Source organism: Limosilactobacillus caviae (assembly GCF_014635905.1).
Lineage (GTDB): Bacteria > Bacillota > Bacilli > Lactobacillales > Lactobacillaceae > Limosilactobacillus > Limosilactobacillus caviae.
This window is the reverse complement of sequence record NZ_BMDS01000003.1, coordinates 224,917-243,175: the sequence shown is the minus strand read 5'-3', so window position 1 is coordinate 243,175 and position 18,259 is coordinate 224,917. Positions and strand designations below refer to the sequence as shown.

General features: G+C 39.0%; 20 protein-coding genes. 3 read left to right on the top strand and 17 right to left on the bottom strand.

Features of this window, described 5'->3' with window-relative positions; all coding sequences use genetic code 11:
- Positions 1–85: 85 nt before the first annotated feature.
- Together IEU90_RS05955 and IEU90_RS05950 are read left to right on the top strand one after the other, a co-directional pair.
- The gene (locus IEU90_RS05955) at positions 86–961 is read left to right on the top strand and encodes a mechanosensitive ion channel family protein (protein WP_153710238.1); all 876 of its coding nucleotides are present in this window, start codon (positions 86–88) and stop codon (positions 959–961) included.
- Positions 951–1,787: an HAD-IIB family hydrolase gene (locus tag IEU90_RS05950; protein WP_188357870.1), complete on the top strand. Its 837-nt coding sequence runs from the start codon at positions 951–953 to the stop codon at positions 1,785–1,787. Before IEU90_RS05955 ends, IEU90_RS05950 begins: the two co-directional genes overlap by 11 nt.
- A gap of 58 nt (positions 1,788–1,845) precedes the next feature.
- Here the strand turns inward: IEU90_RS05950 and cbpB are convergent, their stop codons facing one another.
- Genes cbpB through murI form a run of 4 tightly spaced genes read right to left on the bottom strand, consistent with a single transcriptional unit; the run spans position 1,846 to position 4,222 of the window.
- A complete protein-coding gene (gene cbpB, locus IEU90_RS05945) occupies positions 1,846–2,289 on the bottom strand; it encodes a cyclic-di-AMP-binding protein CbpB (RefSeq protein ID WP_188357869.1) in 444 nt (147 codons plus the stop codon).
- Positions 2,290–2,303: 14 nt separating this feature from the next.
- Positions 2,304–2,825 carry a metallophosphoesterase family protein gene (locus tag IEU90_RS05940; RefSeq protein ID WP_153710236.1) on the bottom strand — a complete coding sequence of 174 codons (522 nt, stop codon included), beginning with the start codon at positions 2,823–2,825 and terminating at the stop codon, positions 2,304–2,306.
- Position 2,826: 1 nt separating this feature from the next.
- Positions 2,827–3,417: an XTP/dITP diphosphatase gene (locus IEU90_RS05935; protein WP_153710235.1), complete on the bottom strand. Its 591-nt coding sequence runs from the start codon at positions 3,415–3,417 to the stop codon at positions 2,827–2,829.
- A gap of 1 nt (position 3,418) precedes the next feature.
- On the bottom strand, positions 3,419–4,222 hold the full coding sequence (murI, locus tag IEU90_RS05930; RefSeq protein WP_153710234.1) for a glutamate racemase: 804 nt from the start codon (positions 4,220–4,222) through the stop codon (positions 3,419–3,421).
- A 154-nt stretch (positions 4,223–4,376) separates the two neighbouring features.
- On the opposite strand from murI, the gene IEU90_RS05925 reads away from it, so the two are divergent.
- Positions 4,377–4,931: a YslB family protein gene (locus IEU90_RS05925; protein WP_163704815.1), complete on the top strand. Its 555-nt coding sequence runs from the start codon at positions 4,377–4,379 to the stop codon at positions 4,929–4,931.
- A 45-nt stretch (positions 4,932–4,976) separates the two neighbouring features.
- On the opposite strand, the gene trxA is transcribed toward IEU90_RS05925, so the two are convergent.
- From trxA to ruvA, 13 genes are all read right to left on the bottom strand, one after another.
- Positions 4,977–5,291, bottom strand: a complete 315-nt coding sequence (gene trxA, locus IEU90_RS05920) for a thioredoxin (RefSeq protein ID WP_153710232.1) — start codon at positions 5,289–5,291, stop codon at positions 4,977–4,979.
- Positions 5,292–5,381: 90 nt separating this feature from the next.
- Entirely contained in the window at positions 5,382–7,757 is a 2,376-nt protein-coding gene (locus IEU90_RS05915; protein ID WP_188357868.1) for an endonuclease MutS2, read from the bottom strand.
- Between the two features lies 1 nt (position 7,758).
- Entirely contained in the window at positions 7,759–8,295 is a 537-nt protein-coding gene (locus IEU90_RS05910) for a CvpA family protein (protein ID WP_188357867.1), read from the bottom strand.
- A 104-nt stretch (positions 8,296–8,399) separates the two neighbouring features.
- On the bottom strand, positions 8,400–8,699 hold the full coding sequence (locus tag IEU90_RS05905; RefSeq protein WP_153710229.1) for a DUF1292 domain-containing protein: 300 nt from the start codon (positions 8,697–8,699) through the stop codon (positions 8,400–8,402).
- Between the two features lie 9 nt (positions 8,700–8,708).
- Complete coding sequence (gene ruvX / locus IEU90_RS05900; protein WP_153710228.1) at positions 8,709–9,152, bottom strand: Holliday junction resolvase RuvX; 444 nt, start codon at positions 9,150–9,152, stop codon at positions 8,709–8,711.
- Positions 9,149–9,415: an IreB family regulatory phosphoprotein gene (locus IEU90_RS05895; RefSeq protein WP_153710227.1), complete on the bottom strand. Its 267-nt coding sequence runs from the start codon at positions 9,413–9,415 to the stop codon at positions 9,149–9,151. Before IEU90_RS05895 ends, ruvX begins: the two co-directional genes overlap by 4 nt.
- Positions 9,416–9,596: 181 nt before the next feature.
- Positions 9,597–12,251: an alanine--tRNA ligase gene (gene alaS / locus IEU90_RS05890; protein ID WP_153710226.1), complete on the bottom strand. Its 2,655-nt coding sequence runs from the start codon at positions 12,249–12,251 to the stop codon at positions 9,597–9,599.
- Between the two features lie 258 nt (positions 12,252–12,509).
- Complete coding sequence (locus IEU90_RS05885; RefSeq protein WP_153710225.1) at positions 12,510–13,883, bottom strand: DEAD/DEAH box helicase; 1,374 nt, start codon at positions 13,881–13,883, stop codon at positions 12,510–12,512.
- A gap of 2 nt (positions 13,884–13,885) precedes the next feature.
- Complete coding sequence (locus IEU90_RS05880; RefSeq protein WP_153710224.1) at positions 13,886–14,857, bottom strand: DHH family phosphoesterase; 972 nt, start codon at positions 14,855–14,857, stop codon at positions 13,886–13,888.
- Positions 14,858–14,986: 129 nt separating this feature from the next.
- Entirely contained in the window at positions 14,987–15,454 is a 468-nt protein-coding gene (gene yajC, locus IEU90_RS05875; RefSeq protein WP_188357866.1) for a preprotein translocase subunit YajC, read from the bottom strand.
- A gap of 80 nt (positions 15,455–15,534) precedes the next feature.
- Entirely contained in the window at positions 15,535–16,614 is a 1,080-nt protein-coding gene (locus tag IEU90_RS05870; RefSeq protein WP_153710223.1) for a tRNA-ribosyltransferase family protein, read from the bottom strand.
- An 8-nt stretch (positions 16,615–16,622) separates the two neighbouring features.
- On the bottom strand, positions 16,623–17,642 hold the full coding sequence (ruvB, locus tag IEU90_RS05865; protein ID WP_188357879.1) for a Holliday junction branch migration DNA helicase RuvB: 1,020 nt from the start codon (positions 17,640–17,642) through the stop codon (positions 16,623–16,625).
- Between the two features lie 14 nt (positions 17,643–17,656).
- Positions 17,657–18,256 (bottom strand): Holliday junction branch migration protein RuvA, encoded by a 600-nt coding sequence (gene ruvA / locus IEU90_RS05860; protein ID WP_153710221.1) that lies wholly within the window; start codon positions 18,254–18,256, stop codon positions 17,657–17,659.
- Positions 18,257–18,259: the final 3 nt, after the last annotated feature.

The window sequence follows — 18,259 nt, the reverse complement described above, 5'->3', positions numbered from 1 at the left end:
ACAAAGAAAAACGATAATCTAGTGTAGTCGACAAAAGCTTGTCTTCCCTGTTAGAATAATTATTAGTATTTTTTAGGAGGTTATTATGATCACTGGTGTCGCTTCATTTACATCAAAACAAATGGAACAGCTAAAAAAGGCCTTTACAAATTTATCCTGGCACGAAATTTCACAACAGCTTTTAAGTAAATTTCTCTTAATTGTCGTTACGTTTGTCTTATTTTTAATAATTTTATGGCTGGGCCGCGTAATTATCGTTCATCTTTTTCAAGAATCAAAAAAATATAATGTTCTTAAAAACAGCAATCGGATGGCAACGGTAAAAACCCTAGTATTAAATATTTACCGTTATACTTGCTATTTCTTCTTGCTATATGCCATATTATCTGAAATCGGCGTTCCGGTTGGGACATTAATTGCCGGAGCCGGGATTTTCAGTTTAGCATTAGGTCTTGGTGCACAAAGCCTTGTTAGCGATATCGTTACCGGTTTTTTTATTTTGCTTGAGCAACAATTAGACGTTGGTGATACTGTTCAAATTGGTCAAATCAAGGGGACTGTAACTGCTTTGGGGATCCGAACTACCCAGGTTACTAGTTCTGATGGAACACTTAATTTTATTCCTAATCGCAATATTACCATCGTCCAAAACCTATCGCGAAATAATATGGTCAGCAATATCGATATCCATATAACTTCAAAGACCCCTCTTAATAGGGTAGAAGAAATTATTACGCAGGTTAATAAAAAGCTGGTACCGCAAATAAAGGCGCTGCAGCTGAAGCCCGTTATTGTAGGACCAGTCGTAACTCCAGACGGAACATTGGTCTTTCGGGTAACGATTACAGCAGTTAGCGGAAAACAATCAACCGTTGCAAGCCGCTTCTTGGCAGCCTACCTCAAAGAATTACGAACAAATAATATTCCAATTGCCTGGGAGGGAATGACAAATGAGCATTAAATTAATTGCCACTGATATGGATGGAACATTTTTGCGTGATGATCACACATATAACCATTCATTATTTAATAAAGTATTTCGGCAGCTTGAACGTCATAATATTTTCTTTGTTGCTGCCAGCGGGTCAAGCTATCCCCGTCTACAACGCGAATTTAAGGATTATACCACTAAAATGGGGTTCATTTCCCAAAACGGTTCAGTTATTCATCTCGGTAATAAGCTTTTTAAGTCTTTCCCTATTAATCAAGAAGCTTTAGCACGGGTTATCCATGTTCTAGATCGTTTCTATGGTCCTAATGACATTAACCAGCTCGTAATCTCAACAAGTGAAAAATCGTATGTTGATCAAGGGATGAGTCCGCATGATTTTGAAATTGTTAAGCTATTCTATGAGAATGTCGAACGCGCCCCTGATATTCGCAAAATTTTTAGCCAAAAATCCAATGATGACTTTACAAAGATTTCAATTAATTTTGCTAATCATATTAATCTCAAAAAAGTAGCAGCAACTTTAGACGGCTATTTGCCACCATCGTTAATTATGGAAAATTCGGGCTTTAATACCGACCTTATCGGTAATGCTGTCGCTACCAAGCAAAATGCTCTTTCAATTTTACAAAAGCACCTACATTTAAAGCCAGATGAAATTGTTACTTTCGGTGATAATGAGAACGACTTAGGGATGTTAGCAATGACCAGTCAAAGTTATGCAATGAAAAATGCTCAACCAATTATCCAAATGCAAGCTGCACACACTACAAGAGCTGACAATAACCATGACGGGGTTTTACAAACTATCAACGACATAATTAAAAATAACCGGTAAATGAAAGCTGGAACCTTCCTTAAAAGCTATATAGCTATTCAAGGAAAGTCCCAGCTTTTTATTTACCAAAAGTATGTACTGTATAATTAACAGCCTTTAAGACTTCTCGTCGTGTCACAATTCCGCAAAAGTAGTTTTCATCATCAACTACCGGTAAAAATGATTGATCTATTAAAAGGTGTAAATTTTCTTCAATATCTGTCGGATCTTTTATTACCGGAGCATCTGTTTGCATAACATCAGCTACTACCAATTCATTTAAGCGGTCAACATTAATTCGTTGGGTTTCTAATAACTGATCTGTAATCATCGCCAAAGAAATCTGCCCGCAATAATGGTTCTCGTTATCAATTACGATAATTTTGGCGTAACGATCTTTCGTTAGTACTAAAAATGCATGATCTAAACTATTACTCTGATTTACCGTTGCGACTAAACTTGCTGGAATCATGAACTTTTGCTTATTTTTCAACAATAGAGTCTGCAAACGCTGATCAATCACAAAAATACACTCCTTTATTTACGGCTAAACTCACAATGTAAGGACGGAATAGTGCTCATTTGCCGGTCATAATAGTCAACAATAAACTTATCAGCCCGTGCATCGATAATTGCAAAGGTCCCGCCAATGCTAGCATATTGTCCACGGGGAAAGCTAATACTGCCGGGATTGACGATTAACATATGGTGATCATAAACTGCACCTAATTGATGCGTATGACCATAGCACACAATTGAAGCGTCTTTTTCTTCACCCGCAAGCATTAGCGGTGTTAGTGAAAAATTAACCCGTTGCAAATGGCCGTGAGTGATAAAGATTGTTTCCTTGCCTTCATCAATAGTTAATTCATTAGGATATGATAGCCCATAGTCATTATTTCCCTTTACGGCCTTAAAATTACTCATAGGTTCTTCAGCAGGATTCAATTCGGAATCACCGCAATGAACCATCAAATCAACTTTATCCCGCATTGTTTGAACAATTTCAGTCAAAATTTTATCTTCACGATGATTATCACTTACAACTAGGATTCTCATTTTATTCCCACCAATCATCAAATTGTTTCATGAAGCTCCGTAACGCTTTCCCACGGTGGCTTATTTGGTTCTTTTGCTCTGCCGTTAACTGTGCCATTGACTTGCCAAGCTCATCTACATAAAAAAGCGGATCATAACCGAAGCCATTCTCACCAGTTAATTGGCGAAGAATATGCCCATCAACACGACCGTTAGCAACTAACTTTGTGCCATCTGGTTTTACACCGACAATAGTAGTATGAAAATGGGCTGTTCGCTGTTCATCAGGAACGTTTGCTAAATTTTTTAAGAGTTTAGCGTTGTTAGCCGCGTCATCATGATCACCTGCATACCTAGCTGAATATACGCCCGGTGCACCATTTAAGGCATCGACTACTAATCCAGAATCATCAGCCATAACAGGCAACCGCAACTTTTTAGCCGCAGTTTCAGCCTTAATTGTCGCATTTTCTTCAAAAGTTGCACCATTCTCATCAATTGATATCGGTGAAAAATCTGCAAGAGTTTTAACTTTAATTCCTAGTGGCACAAGCATCTTTTGATATTCACTCGCCTTACCCGCATTCTTAGTTGCAATTACAATTGTTTTCATTTTAGCCTTCCTCATTTAATCTAATGTGATCACATTTAGTATAACCATTAGGCAGCCATTTTTGTGCACCAGCAATTAACTCATTAACATCACCCGTGGAATAGAGATCAATAATCGGTGATAGGTTATTACTTAATCGTTTTTCACTCGTCAATAGGTTTCTAGCTTGGCGAATTGTTTCAAAGGCTGGATCAATTAATTGGACATTTGCGCCAAGTTTATTACTAATTTCTTTTTGTAAAAACGGAAAATGGGTACATCCCAAAATCAACGCTTGGATCGCTTGACCATCAAAGACCTGCAATTCTTTATTTACCGCGTCTTGTGCCATTATTGTCCCTGTTTGACCATGTTCAACAATTGAAACTAATGGTTGGGTAGGATGGCTAATAACCGTCACTGATGGGTCAAGCTTAGTCAATGTTTTTTTATATGCGCCATTTTTAATGGTTGATTCTGTTCCAATAACACCAATTTTGTCATACTGGTGTTGAACAGCTGCCCTGGCCCCCGGCTCAATTACACCAATCACTGGAATTGGCAATTGTTCCTGAAGAAGTTGAAAAGCCGCCGCGGTTGCCGTGTTACAAGCAATTATCATTAGCTTTACTTTCTTAGTTACAAGAAACCTACCAATTCGTAATGCTAATTTTTGAATCTGCTCCCTTGTTTTAATCCCATATGGAAAATTTCCTTGGTCACCAACAAAAATAATAGATTCATGGGGCATTTCTTCCCGCAGGACACGAATTACAGATAGTCCGCCTAAACCTGAATCCATAACCCCGATTGGTCGATTATCCATTTGTTCCACCTCGTTAAATTCATTAAAACGTTAAATCCTTGAAACTATATTATCCGTTTCTATACAAGATTTTGCAAGTTTTTCAGGTTTTCCACTATTAAGATCTTAATTTTTAAGTATAATAATAATGATTGCTAAAAAGGAGCGAGTTGATATGAGTCAGAAATTGTATAATCAGTTAATAGCAAGCCATCAAGGATTGGGTGTCGGTACAATGCGGGACGTCATTTTACCAGCCATTTTGGGGAAGGAAACCGATGAAATGCTATATTGGATCGGCAAAGATCTTGCTCGAGTATACCCAGTTGCTACAACTGAAGATTTAATACACCTAACTAATCAACTCGACTTTGGACGATTAGCATTGCGAAAGAAAAGTAACACCTCACAAGTATGGCGGCTTTCCGGAGTAATTGTAAAAGAACGAATTCAACGTAACGAAGAAGAAACCTCCTTTGGTTTAGAATGCGGATTTCTTGCTCAAGAGATAGAATTTCAACTCGGGACGGTTGCAGAAGCAAAAATTTTTGACCGTCACCGTGATTACGTTGAGATTCTTATCCAAAATGATCCGCAAAATTCTGCTGATAATGAACGGTCTGAAATGGTAACATTCATCAACATTGACCGTCCTGATTCTGAAGAAGAAAAGCCTAAAAAAGAAGGACGTCATTCATTGTTAAAACTGAAGAGAAAAGAAAAAAAGTAGGGAATAAAATTATATCCCTACTTTTTGTTTTCTCTTAATAAATTTTTAGTCAACATATTGTTGTAAAATCTGCTTCAATTGATCTTCACTATGGTAGCCAACTACTTGGTCAACTACTTGTCCATTCTTCTTAATCATTAATGTTGGGATACTCATAATCCGAAACTGTTGTGCTGTTTCTGGATTTTGGTCAACATCCATCTTAAAGAAATTGACATCAGTCATCTTATCTGACAATGCCTCTACAACTGGTGATTGCATTCGACAAGGTCCACACCAGGTTGCCCAGAAATCGATTAAGTCGACCCCGGTTGCAGTATCTTGTTCAAAGGTTTGGTCTGTTGTTACATTTACAGCCATTTTCTATTCCTCCTTTGTTCTTCTTACTGTTATTCTAACAAATCACTTCTTAAATGTCATTTAGGTTGCTTACTTTTTTATAGTAAGCAATTATAAATTAACAATTGTTGCTCCATCGCCACCAGCATTAGGCGCAGCATACGAGAATGATTTAACGCGCGGATTACTCTGGAGGTATTGCTGGGTACCTTTGCGAAGCGCACCAGTTCCCTTTCCATGAATAATCGTTACTGTTGAGAGATTATTTAACAATGCATGATCAATGAAATTACTTAGCTCACTCATTGCTTGTTCATAGCGGTGCCCGCGTAAATCAAGACGTGCCGATGTTTTTCTTGTCTGAGTTGTCCTAACAGCAGCCCTTGGGCGTTTCCTTGCTTTTTTTTCGCGTGGCAAATCTTTTTTAGCTACCTTTTCTAAGTTATTCTCATCAATCTCCATTTTTAGGATACCAATTTGAACCTCCCACTTATGGTTTCCACGTTTAGATAATAATTCACCATATTGACCATATGATTTTACCAACACCACGTCACCCTTATGCAAGTCATGCTTTTGCTTAGCCCGTTGCAAAACCGAATTATGCTGCAAGCGTGGATTATCACGATGAAGAGCGTTTAATTGACCTTGCGCATCAATTAATTCATTTTCTTTCACATTACCGCCTTGTTGGACTTCCAATTGACGTAAATGATGAATAATTCGGTCAGCTTTTTTCTTAGCCATCGATACTTGATGGTTCGCTTTTGAACGCGCTTGTTCATACAGCTTATCACGTTGTTCGTTAAACCGCGTTAGTTTCTCATCAAGCTCTTGCTGAACCTGCTTATTTTTAGCTACTAACTTTGCTAGCCTTTCACTTTCTTCACGCGCTTTTTTCCGCTGCTCTACTAAATCACCAATCATGTTATTGAGATCTTGACTATCATCACTAACTAAAGTTCGAGCCTCGTCAATAATTTGGGAATCAATCCCTAACCGTTGCGCAATTTCTAGCCCGTTTGAACGTCCCGGAATGCCCAGTAATAATTTATATGTTGGCTTAAGGGTTTCTTGATCAAACTCCATACTTGCATTAATCGTTTTTGCCCGATCATATCCATAGACTTTTAGTTCTGGATAGTGGGTTGTAATTACCACCATCGCACCCTTACTACCAATATCATCGAGAATTGCCATTGCCAGTGCTGCCCCTTCTTTAGGATCAGTTCCTGCACCAAGCTCATCTAGCAGGACTAAACTACGGCTTGTAATCTGTTCAAGGATTGCCTTTACCCCGTCCATATGACCAGAAAAAGTACTCAGGTTTTGCTCTAATGATTGTTCATCCCCAATATCAGCAAATACATTATCAAAAATTCCAATCGTGCTGCCTTCATCTGCGGGAATGAATAGTCCTGATTGACCCATCAATTGAATTATTCCTAGCGTCTTAAGCGTAATCGTTTTACCACCGGTGTTAGGACCTGTGATAATAATAGCCTGATAGTCTGCACCGATTTTAATGTCGTTCGTAACTACCCGTTTGGGATCAATCAATGGGTGACGTGCTTTTCGTAGTAACACATGATTCTCTTTGCTCAACACCGGTAACGTTGCCTTGTTGTCATGAGCCCAGCGTGCCTTAGCATTAATAAAATCAAGATGACCAAGTATTGTTTCATTTTGTCCAATATCATGACGATAAGGAGCAATCAACTGTGACAATTCAATCAATACTCTCCGCATTTCTTGCCGCTCTTCTATCTGCGCTTGGCGTAACCGGTTATTAGTTTCAACAACGGCTGCCGGTTCAATATATAAGGTTTGACCACTAGCACTTTGATCATGTACAACCCCGCCAAATTTATTCCGATACCGAGCTATTACCGGAATAACATAGCGGTCATTGCGCATGGTAATAATTGGATCACTTAAATATTTTGCATTCTTCCCATGAGTATATTTTTCCATTTGCTCATGAATATCTGATTCCGTTTGACTAATTAACTGACGAATGCCGTGAAGCTTGGCGGATGCTTCATCATTTATCCGCCCATCAGGATCAATCGAACGAACTAACCGCTGGGTAATTGATGGAATGGTAACCAGTTGATCAACCTGCGCATTTAAAACGCGAAGTTTAATTTTTTTCTCCCGCATTTGATCAAAAAAGTTTTTAACACTCATACTGGTTTGCAATACTTTAGTAATCTGGGCCAATTCTGTTCCATTCAAATTTGCCTTAATTTTTAAACGTTTCAACTGGGGCTTAATATCAGCTAATTGCGGAATAGGGATTCCATCTTCCAGTCTTAAAATATCCGCACCGTCAGTAGTTTCCGTTAAAAGTTCTTTAACAGCTTCATAATTAGTTTGCGGAACAAGCTGCATTAATTCGCGACGTCCGGCTGCAGAAACCAGATATTGCGCAAGCTGCCCTTTTATTCGATCAAACTCTAATGTCTCTAAAATTTTGTTATTCATTTTATCCTCCCTGTACTAGCGTATTAATTATTAAATGCGCTATTCCTGGTGTTTGATTAATCATAAAACGTGCTAACTCTGAATTTGCCATTTGCATTTGCCACCAGCCAGCTGGAAATAACTGCATAATAAGTAGGACAACATAGATAATCATATAACCAATTAAAAATGAGATTACCCCACCAGCCAGTTTATCCACCGTTCCAATTACCGGGATCTTTTTTATCCAGTTTAGCTGACGAATTCCCCAATGGCAAAGAATCGAAACAATCGTAAAAATGATCATAAAAGCAATCCCATTATAAAAGAAGAGACTGCTATTTACATTTGACAGTAAATTATCTGAAAAAGTTGCTGACGTTCCAATGTCAGGCAACATTGACTTTAACCACCCGCCAATTAACTGTGTACCTTGTCGTGCAACTAACCACGCAATAATATAAGTCCCCAGCATTAAGATCATCGTAAACAGCCCTCGACGATGACCATTAGTAAAACACCCAATTAAAATCAAAATAATAAAGGTTGTTAAAACCATTCTTATAATCCTTTCATTTTCTTAGTAAAGAAAAAGGACTGTGACAAATCGTGTCTACAGTGCCCTTTGGTTAATAATTTAGTTATCTTATGTCGTAATTTTAATTAAGCCTTAAAATTACCGTCATTATCGAGGAAAGTATTTAACACTTCTTCAACCATGTCCCATTCTTTATCATCCTCAATTGGAACAAGGTCTTGTCCATCTCCATCTTCATTATCAGCGACAATGTAAGCTTGGATATCAACAGATTCATCATTTTCCTGTTCAGCTGGATAAATAAATATATAAGATTTACCATAATCATCTGAATCAAACGTGAACAATTCCTTAAACAATTGTTCATTACCATTCTCATCAATTAATGTAATCATACTTTCGTCATTTTCTTGTTGTTTACTCATATTAATCCCTCATTTTAACTTTGTCACAAGACGGCCATGGCGGTCCAAATAGCTTTGTAAAATGAAAGTTGCCGCAACTTCATCAATAACCTTTTTTTGCTTAGCACGTGAAATGTCTGCTTCCTCAACTAACATTCGGTGAGCCTCAACCGTCGTTAAACGTTCATCTTGAAAGTCAATTGGAATATCTGGAAAACGTTGTTGTAATAACTTACCGTAGTGTTGAGAAGCTTCGACACGAGGACCCTCAGTATTATTCATATTTTTAGGGAGTCCAATTACAAAGCCAGCTACTTGCTCTTTTTTTACTAATTCGGCAACGCGATCAATCCCAAAAACCTCATTTTCTTCGTCAATTGGAATAATCTCAACAGCCTGCGCCGTCCAGCCAAGCGGATCGCTAACTGAGATGCCAACTGTTTTAGAGCCAACGTCTAATCCCATTAGTCTCATTTGGTCTCACCATTATTCTTTAGGTATGACCGAACAAGCTCTTCAATAATTTCGTCGCGTTCATGTTGACGAATCAAGTTACGTGCATTATTTAAACGCGGAATGTATGCGGGATCACCAGATAAAAGATAACCGACAATTTGATTAATTGGATTATAGCCCTTTTCTTCTAATGATTCATAAACCGTCTTTAATGTTTGCTTAATATCTTCTTGATGTTCCTGACCAAAATCAAAGAACATCGTTTTATCATTTGTAGCCATCAATCGTCACCTCCAGATATTCTTTCAACCACTAATTTTACTATATTCTGATTCAAATCACAATTTACATTTGTCAATTGTAAGTAAACAGTAATATATTAACAAAAAGCAAAGATAAGGCTGAGAAAAAAATTTTCCTCAGCCTTATCTCTCATTACCTACCTGTTATAAAATCAGATATTTATTTATCTAAATATTCCTTGGCTTGGCTTAATGCGTCCTTAATTCCAGCTGGATTCTTTCCCCCAGCTTGAGCTAAATTAGGACGACCGCCACCGCCACCATTGATAGCTGGTGCAATTGCCTTAATTAAATCACCGGCTTTTAACCCATCCTTAATTTTGGCATCACTTACGGCTACCAACAGATTTGCTTTTCCATCATTAGCTGTTGCGAGTACTAAGACATCTGATAATTCTTTTGACCGCCAAGTATCAGCAAGTTGTCGTAATTGTCCCATTCCTGCAACTTGAACCTCAGCAGCAATCAAGCTTCCGTTCTTAGTTGATTGGATATTTTCAAAAACATTGTTTGCTTGTTGAGCAGCAATCTTAGCTTGAAGTGCTTCATTTTGCTTTTGTGCTTCTTTTAATTCATTTTGAAGCGTTTCTACCTGGTGAGGAACCTCTTTAATCTGAGCAACTTTCAAACTAGCAGCACTCTTAGTTAGGAGGTCATCACGATCTTGAAGATACTTAAAGGCATCACTAGATGTTACGGCTTCAATCCGTCGTACACCTGCACCGACCCCTCCTTCAGAAACGATCTTAAAGAGGCCAAGCTCATTCGTGTTCTTTACATGATCCCCGCCACAAAATTCTGTATTAAAGTCACCAATTTTTACAACGCGAACCTTATCACCATATTTATCTGAGAATAAGGCGATTGCGCCCATTTCCTTAGCAGAGTCAATATCAGTTTCAACAGTCTTAACGGGAATTTCCTTCCAGATTTGTTCATTAACCATGTTTTCAACCTTTTTAAGGTCTTCTGCCGTTACCTGACCAAAGTGGTTGAAGTCAAACCGTAAGTAATGTTCTTCAACTAATGAACCAGCTTGTTGCGTGTGACCGCCAAGAACATTCCGTAAAGCTTGATCAAGGAGGTGGGTTGCCGTGTGGTTCTTTTCAATTTTAAGGTGACGAATACGGTCTACCACTAATTTGTAGCGCGCACCCTTTTTAATTGGTGCAGTTAATTCTACACGGTGAAGATTTTGTTGGTTTGGTGCATGCTGAACATCAACAACACGACCAACTTTTTTACCGTAGTTATCAATAATGTCACCAGTATCAGCAACTTGACCACCCATTTCAGCATAGAATGGTGTAACATCAAAAATTAATTCAATATTCTGATCGCCAGGTTGAGCCTCGTCAGCTTGCTTGCCATCATGTGCCAATCCAATAACTTTTGCGTTATCAACAGTCAAATCAGTATAACCGACATACTTACTATCTTCCTTAAATGAAGTCCATAAGTCCGTTTGAACACCCATGCCATTATCCATATCCCGAGCGTTCCGTGCGCGGTTCTGCTGTTCAGTCATTGCTGCTTGGAATCCTTTTTCATCAACTGTTAAGCCTTCATCTTCAGCATATTCTTTAGTCAATTCGATTGGAAAACCATAAGTATCATAAAGTTTAAATGCTGTTTGACCATCGATTACATTCGTCTTATTTTCTTTAGCTTCCGCAATCACATTATTCAAAAGATTTAATCCGCCGTTCAATGTTGCACTAAAGCGGTCTTCTTCAGATTTAATGACTGAAGCAATGTAATCAGCATTTTTGAGGACATCAGGATAATAATCTTCCATGATTTTACCAACTGTTGGTACCATCTTTGCCAAGAAAGGCTCATCAATGCCAAGCTTCTTTCCTGCAACAACCGCCCGGCGAAGCAAACGACGGATAACATATCCGCGGCCAACATTTGATGGTAAAGCACCATCACCAATTGCAAAGGTAATCGTCCGAATATGGTCAGCAATAATCTTAAATTGGATATCATCTTCTTTATTTTGACCATACTTCTTACTACCGCTAAATTTCTCTGCCTGCTTAATCAATGGCATAAATAAGTCGGTTTCAAAGTTAGTCGGGGCATTTTCAAAGATAGAAACAACCCGTTCAAGTCCCATCCCCGTATCAATATTTTTATGCGGAAGCGGTTCATAGGTATCTTCTGGCGTGTGGTTGAACTGGCTGAAAACAATATTCCAGATTTCAAGGTAGCGTTCATTTTCACCACCAGGGTAGTTTTCTGGATCATCATCAGCTAAATTATTGAATTCTTGTCCCCGGTCGTAAAAAATTTCAGTATCAGGACCAGATGGACCCTGACCAATATCCCAGAAATTATCCTCATCAGCAATTAAGTGATCTTCAGCAACGCCTACTTCCCGCCAACGGTTATAAGCATCGTGATCTTTAGGGTAGTAGGTAATATATAGACGTTCAGGATCAAAGCCGAACCATTCATCGCTTGTTAGTAATTCCCAAGCCCATGGAATTACTTCATTTTTAAAGTAATCACCGACAGAGAAGTTTCCAAGCATTTCAAACATTGTATGGTGGCGTGCAGTCTTTCCGACGTTTTCAATATCATTAGTCCGAATACTCTTTTGCGAACTTGTCATTCGTGGATTATCAGGAACAACTTTCCCATCAAAGTACTTCTTCATCGTTGCCACACCAGAGTTAATCCAGAGTAATGTTGGATCATTTACCGGCACTAATGATGCGCTCGGCATAACCTTATGACCATGCTCTTCAAAGAATTTTAAGTACATCCGTCGTACTTGCGCGCTATTCAGTTTTTTCAGCTCTTTCATCAAATCGCCCTTTCTAAAACAAAAACCACCATTGCGAATCAGAGACGCCGAACTGACGCGGTACCACTCTGCTTGCAACGATGGAAGTCGTTTACCTCTTTACTTCTTGGTTTCCCAAGGCTAAATATTAAATTATCCGAATGGGGAGCACTATTACCAGAAAGTCAGCTGTCACACCTTCCCAGCTGTCTCTGAAACTTTCTATTAGTCATAGCATATCCCAAACGTGTCATATTATAACTAACAATCACTTTAAAATCAACGGGAATTTCGTTCACGGCGATGCTGCTTTTGCCGTGCTCGTTTGGCCTTACGAATTTTGTGCCGTAATTCAAGCTTGTATTTTTGCTGTTCGTCCTCTTTAATTGCCCTTTTAATTCGCTTTTTATACCCTGGCTTTACTTTTTTCTTTGTTTTTTTAACATAACCCTTCATTGACGGATCAAGCTCATTTTTGCGGTGCTTATAATGTTTTCGTCGGTTACGGTCATGCGTAGTAACTATTTGGCCATTTTTTAATTCTTTTGGAACAAATTTAACGCCACGGTCTTCAAGTTTAGCAATAAGATCATCTTCAGCGGGTGCATATAAGGTAATAGCCGTCCCTTTCATTCCATTTCGACCCGTACGACCAACCCGGTGGACAAAGTATTCAAGATCAGTTGGTAAGTCATCGTTGATTACTAATGATACCCCATCAATATCAATCCCCCGTGCTGCTAAATCGGTTGCAACTACGTATTGATATTCAAGATTATGAATCTGCCGCATGGTTCGTTTGCGGCGACGAGCTTCCAAGCCACCATGAATCATCGCTACCTTTAATCCCTGGTTTTCTAAGTATTGCGTTAATTCGACTACTCGTTCCTTCGTGTTAGCAAAAATTAAAGCAAGGTACGGTTCTCCAAGAGTCAGCAGGCGATAAATTAATTGGTTACGATCCTGTCCTTTAGTCGACATTAGCCAATTGTCAACATCTGGATTAATTACTGCTTCAGTTGGAATTTCTTCAACGACAGGATTTTCCATATATTTCTTCAAAAATGGTCGGAGCTTTTGCGGGATCGTTGCTGAGAAAACCATCATTTGAAGATCTTCTGGGAAGTGACTAGCAATTTGGTCAACTTCGTGTAAAAATCCCATATCTAAGGTCATGTCTGCTTCGTCTACAACAAACATTTTAGCAGTGTGAATATCTAATGCTTGACTCCTAATCAAATCTAATACACGGCCAGGAGTTCCAATTACCAGCTGTGGTTGTTTTCGGCTTAATTGTTCAATTTGGTGTTGTTTATCCGTCCCGCCCACGTAATTGTGAATTGTCAATGGGTGAGGTGCATACTTATTAAGTTGCTTTGCCGCATTATAAATTTGGTATGCCAATTCACGGCTAGGGGTTGTGATCACTGCCTGAACTGCTTGCATTTCTGGATTAATCTTTGAAAAAAGCGGTAAAAGAAAGGCATGTGTCTTCCCGCTACCAGTCGCTGACTGACCAACAACACTTCGGCCAGCCATAATTACTGGAATTACACTTTGCTGTACCGGTGTTGGCCGACGGAAGTTAATTTTTTGTATTGCTGTTAACAAGTATGGCTGTAACTTAAAATCAGCAAAATTTTTATCATTCATCCTTATTTCCCTTTCGTCTTTTGATTTGTATAACTTTGTGTTAATTGGTTCAGTTCATCAATTACCTGGTTAATTTCCGCCTCATCTTTTGCCTTTGCGCCACTGGCAAGAGGGTGACCGCCTCCATCATGATTCTTAGCCAGTCCGTTGATTGTTGGACCCTTTGAACGAAGACGAATACGGTAATGACCATCTTCTTGTTCCACAAAAATAGCCCACGCCGTAACATCATGAATTCGACCTGGTAAAGATACGATTGCAGATGTACCTGCTTCTGTTAAACCAAACCGTTCTAAAATTTCATTGGTTAAAATAACATAAGCTGCTCCATTATCTAAAATTTTCAAATTATCGTAAACATACGCTGATAACCGTGCCACTGGCAAAGTAATTTCATTTTCATGCTGGCTTATTTCCGCCGCATTTGCCCCCGCTGCCATTAATGAACCTGCAACCAACATTGTCCGTGGGGTTGTTGCGGGATAAAGGAAGCGACCTGTGTCACCAATAATCCCCGCATATAATGCATGGGCGGCTTTTTTAGGAAGAGTTAGCTCTTTTGCGAACCGCTGATAAAAACTATAAATCATTTCAGAACAGCTAGAAGCATCCGGTTCAACCCACATGATATCACCAAACGGTTCATCATTAGGGTGGTGGTCGATTTTGATTAACTCATCACCATTATCAAAACGCCGATCGTCTATTCGTGGGGCATTAGCTGTATCCGTGACAATCACTAATGCATCGTCAAAAGTTTGGTTGTCAACCGTATCCATTTCACCAATCCAGTCAAATCCTGAAATATGCTTGCCGACAACATAGATCTGTTTATATGGGAATGAGGCACGCAAAATTTCTGCAAGTCCTACTTGTGAACCGATCGCATCTGGATCAGGGCGCTGATGCCGGTGAATAATTATCTTATTATATTTTTTGATTTGTTCAAAAATCGCTGTTAATGGATCTGCCATTATGCTATTCTCCTTACCCGAATAAAATTTAACACTATTCTTTAGTATAGCAATAAAAGAGATTAACAACCAAACAAAAAAGATGAAAATCTTCGCTTATTTACGACTATTTTCATCCTCATTCTTAGATTATTTTTCTTCGTTCTTCTTTTGCTCTTCATTAGCACTAGCGGCCGAAGTAGTTTCATTAGCAACACTATCAGCTGTTGCAGCATCAGCACTGTCTACTGCAGAGCTGGCAGAATCAGCTTCATTATTTTGTGGTGCTTCACTTGCTGGTGCATCGGCGCGCTTTACAACCCGTGCAATGGCAACCATATCAAAAGTAAGGTAAATTCCTTCACAGTCTAAAGTAACTGTCCGATCAGCTTTATTAATTGAATCAATCTTACCATGCATTCGGCCAATCGTTACTACTTCATCACCTGGGTGCAACTCGTTCATCATCTCTTGGTGTTCTTTACGTTGCTTTTGTTGTGGACGAATCATAAAGAAGTACATCAAAGCAACCATTAAGATGATTAAAATAATTGATGAGTAACTACTTGCATTGTTAGATGAAGCAGCACCAAGAACAAAACTACTCAAACTATTCACAGTCTATCCATCCCTTCAAAAAGTTAACTAATATTAACTTTAACAAACTTTATCATAAAAAGCTATATTCTCTATTGATTCTACAATAATTCTTGAACAAATCTTTTTATTTGATGATTTTTAATTGCTTGTCGCAAATTATTCATTAACTTATTTAACGTAAAAAGATTATGTTGAAGTAATAACTGCTCACCATAAAAACTATGATCAGCAACCAATGAATGAAGCAGCGCTCGTGAATAGCCTGCTTGACAGGTTGCACAAGAACATTGATTATCGATCGGCTGCGAATCAAAGCTAAAATGTTCACGGTCTAAATGAAGCGGTATTAATCTGTCGCCAACTAATACTATACCATTTGCCGCCTTTTTAGCCGCTAAGTCGCTGTCAATCAAATCTACTCCTGATAAAACGGCTTCTAGCATTTGCCTTAAAGTAACAGCAGTGTCTATATAGCGCGGCTGTATTGGCGATAACAAGGGCACAATTTCATTTATTATCCGCTTAAATTCGGCATTATTCAAATTGCCAGGAATACCACTAAGACGGTAACCCGCTAGTCCAGCTTGATCAACTGCTTGAACACTGCTTTTCCGTAACTTTTTTAATCCGCCGCCAGCAACAGTGCCAAAAGTTTGCTCTTTTACCGGGGTATTTAATGCTAACCAGTTAGCCGTTTGCTCTACGCCAACTTCAAGATCATCAACTGGGGCATAATAGTCGGTAGTCCGATCGAAACTCTGAAAAATATCTGCCCCCAAATCTTGTTGAACATGAAGGGCTGTTTCTGGTTGCCAAAATTTTAATTGACCTGTTGCCGGATCGTGAAAACGGACACCATCTCGCTTTTTTCCTCGTGGCTTTGCAAGACGGTAAGCATAGTCATTTTGTAAGTCAATCATTAGTAACCCTTGCCAATGGAATAATTGATGAAGGTCGCCTAATTTTTCGATTGTTGAATTATATTTTAGCCACCGCATCAGCCCAGCAGTTTTTAACGCTCTGACTCCCGCATGTTCCAATTGAGCAGGAGCTAATTTCATCAATTCATTTCCTGTGTAAACGAGGGCTGGCGTTTCAATTTGTCTTCCATTAACTTGTAAGCAGCCTGTTCGGGCAGTCCCATCATTATCTTTAATCGTAAACTTTATACTGCTCATAATCTTCCTCAACTATTTTTTCCTGATGGATATACAATTCCTAAATGCTCATAAGCTGCAGGAGTAACCAATCGGCCCCGTGGCGTTCGGCTAATAAATCCAATCTGCAAAAGGTATGGTTCATACATTTCTTCAATTGTATTAGTTTCTTCACCAATATTAGCCGCAATCGTCTTTAATCCTACTGGACCCCCATTGTAAAAGTTGATCATCGTTAGTAGCATCTTTCGATCAATTTCATCTAAACCACGGTCATCAACTTGAAGAAGAGCTAAAGCCTGCTTAACAATTGCCGAATCAATGCTTTGCTTTCCAGCAACTTGGGCAAAATCCCGAACTCGTTTTAATAACCGATTAGCAATTCGCGGGGTACCTCTTGAACGCAATGACAGCTCATGCGCTCCTTCATCTTGAATGCTCGTATGAAAGATTTTAGCAGAGCGGAAAATAATTTTTGTTAGTTCTTCTTGAGTGTAATAATTCATATGCTCAACAATACCAAAGCGGTCCCGCAATGGCGCTGAAAGCATCCCTGCCCGCGTTGTTGCACCAATTAACGTAAACGGCGGTAGCGGAAAATGAACGGGATGTGCGGTTGGTCCTTCGCCGATCACAATATCAATGTAATAGTCTTCCATTGCAGAATAAAGCATTTCTTCCACTACCTTAGGTAAACGGTGGATTTCATCAACAAACAAAACATCACCGGGTTTTAACTCGTTTAGTAAGGCAACCAGATCACCCGGCTTTTCAATTGCCGGACCACTGGTAGTTTTGATGTTAACCCCCATTTCATTTGCTATCACCATCGCAAGGGTTGTTTTCCCTAAACCTGGCGGGCCGTAAAGTAAAACATGGTCAAGAGCCTCTTCACGCGTTTGCGCTGCTTTAATATACACATTAAGTTCATGCTTTATCTTTGGTTGTCCAATATACTCGCTTAGCTTTTGCGGACGAAGAGTTACTTCAACTCTGCTCTCTTCTTCACCTGTTGAATGATCGGATAAAACATCATGATCATGCTCCACAATCATTGCACCTCCTAATTAAGCAGCCGTAATGCTTGCCGTAAATATTCATCCGTCGCCATTTTTTCTTCTTTAATCAAGCTCTTTTGTACTTTTTTGATGTCTCGTTCTTTATAGCCTAATGCTGCTAAAGCCTCCAAGGCATCTTTTAATTCTTGATTAACTTCAACGTCAACTGCTAACTGACTTGCGGCAAATAATGACCCGCTGCTTTCCTTACTCAGTTTATCACGTAAATCTAACACAATTTGAGAAGCAGTTTTTTTACCAATTCCCGGGAACTTAGTTAAGTAGCTAACATTATTATTAGCAATTGCATCCACTAATCCCTGGTGGTCAGGATTTGCCAAAATTGCTAAGGCACTTTTGGGACCGATACCTGAAACATTAATTAATTGCATAAATAAGTTCTTTTCATTTTGATCTTTAAAACCAAATAATGAAATATTGTCTTCACGAACTGCTTGGTAGACATATACTTGAACCTTTTTCTCCTTATCTTCCTGGTAAAGATAAGGATTAGCAACTAATAACTTATATCCTACCCCCTGCACATCAATAACGATATATTGCGGGGCAACAATTGAAACAAAACCTGTTAAGTATTCGTACAAAGC

Coding starts and splice junctions, on each gene's coding strand:
- IEU90_RS05955 (WP_153710238.1), top strand. CDS start 86: ATGATCACTGGTGTCGCTTCATTTACATCAAAACAAATGGAACAGCTA.
- IEU90_RS05950 (WP_188357870.1), top strand. CDS start 951: ATGAGCATTAAATTAATTGCCACTGATATGGATGGAACATTTTTGCGT.
- IEU90_RS05940 (WP_153710236.1), bottom strand. CDS start 2,825: ATGAGAATCCTAGTTGTAAGTGATAATCATCGTGAAGATAAAATTTTG.
- IEU90_RS05935 (WP_153710235.1), bottom strand. CDS start 3,417: ATGAAAACAATTGTAATTGCAACTAAGAATGCGGGTAAGGCGAGTGAA.
- murI (WP_153710234.1), bottom strand. CDS start 4,222: ATGGATAATCGACCAATCGGGGTTATGGATTCAGGTTTAGGCGGACTA.
- IEU90_RS05925 (WP_163704815.1), top strand. CDS start 4,377: ATGAGTCAGAAATTGTATAATCAGTTAATAGCAAGCCATCAAGGATTG.
- trxA (WP_153710232.1), bottom strand. CDS start 5,291: ATGGCTGTAAATGTAACAACAGACCAAACCTTTGAACAAGATACTGCA.
- IEU90_RS05915 (WP_188357868.1), bottom strand. CDS start 7,757: ATGAATAACAAAATTTTAGAGACATTAGAGTTTGATCGAATAAAAGGG.
- IEU90_RS05910 (WP_188357867.1), bottom strand. CDS start 8,295: ATGGTTTTAACAACCTTTATTATTTTGATTTTAATTGGGTGTTTTACT.
- IEU90_RS05905 (WP_153710229.1), bottom strand. CDS start 8,699: ATGAGTAAACAACAAGAAAATGACGAAAGTATGATTACATTAATTGAT.
- ruvX (WP_153710228.1), bottom strand. CDS start 9,152: ATGAGACTAATGGGATTAGACGTTGGCTCTAAAACAGTTGGCATCTCA.
- IEU90_RS05895 (WP_153710227.1), bottom strand. CDS start 9,415: ATGGCTACAAATGATAAAACGATGTTCTTTGATTTTGGTCAGGAACAT.
- alaS (WP_153710226.1), bottom strand. CDS start 12,251: ATGAAAGAGCTGAAAAAACTGAATAGCGCGCAAGTACGACGGATGTAC.
- IEU90_RS05885 (WP_153710225.1), bottom strand. CDS start 13,883: ATGAATGATAAAAATTTTGCTGATTTTAAGTTACAGCCATACTTGTTA.
- IEU90_RS05880 (WP_153710224.1), bottom strand. CDS start 14,857: ATGGCAGATCCATTAACAGCGATTTTTGAACAAATCAAAAAATATAAT.
- IEU90_RS05870 (WP_153710223.1), bottom strand. CDS start 16,614: ATGAGCAGTATAAAGTTTACGATTAAAGATAATGATGGGACTGCCCGA.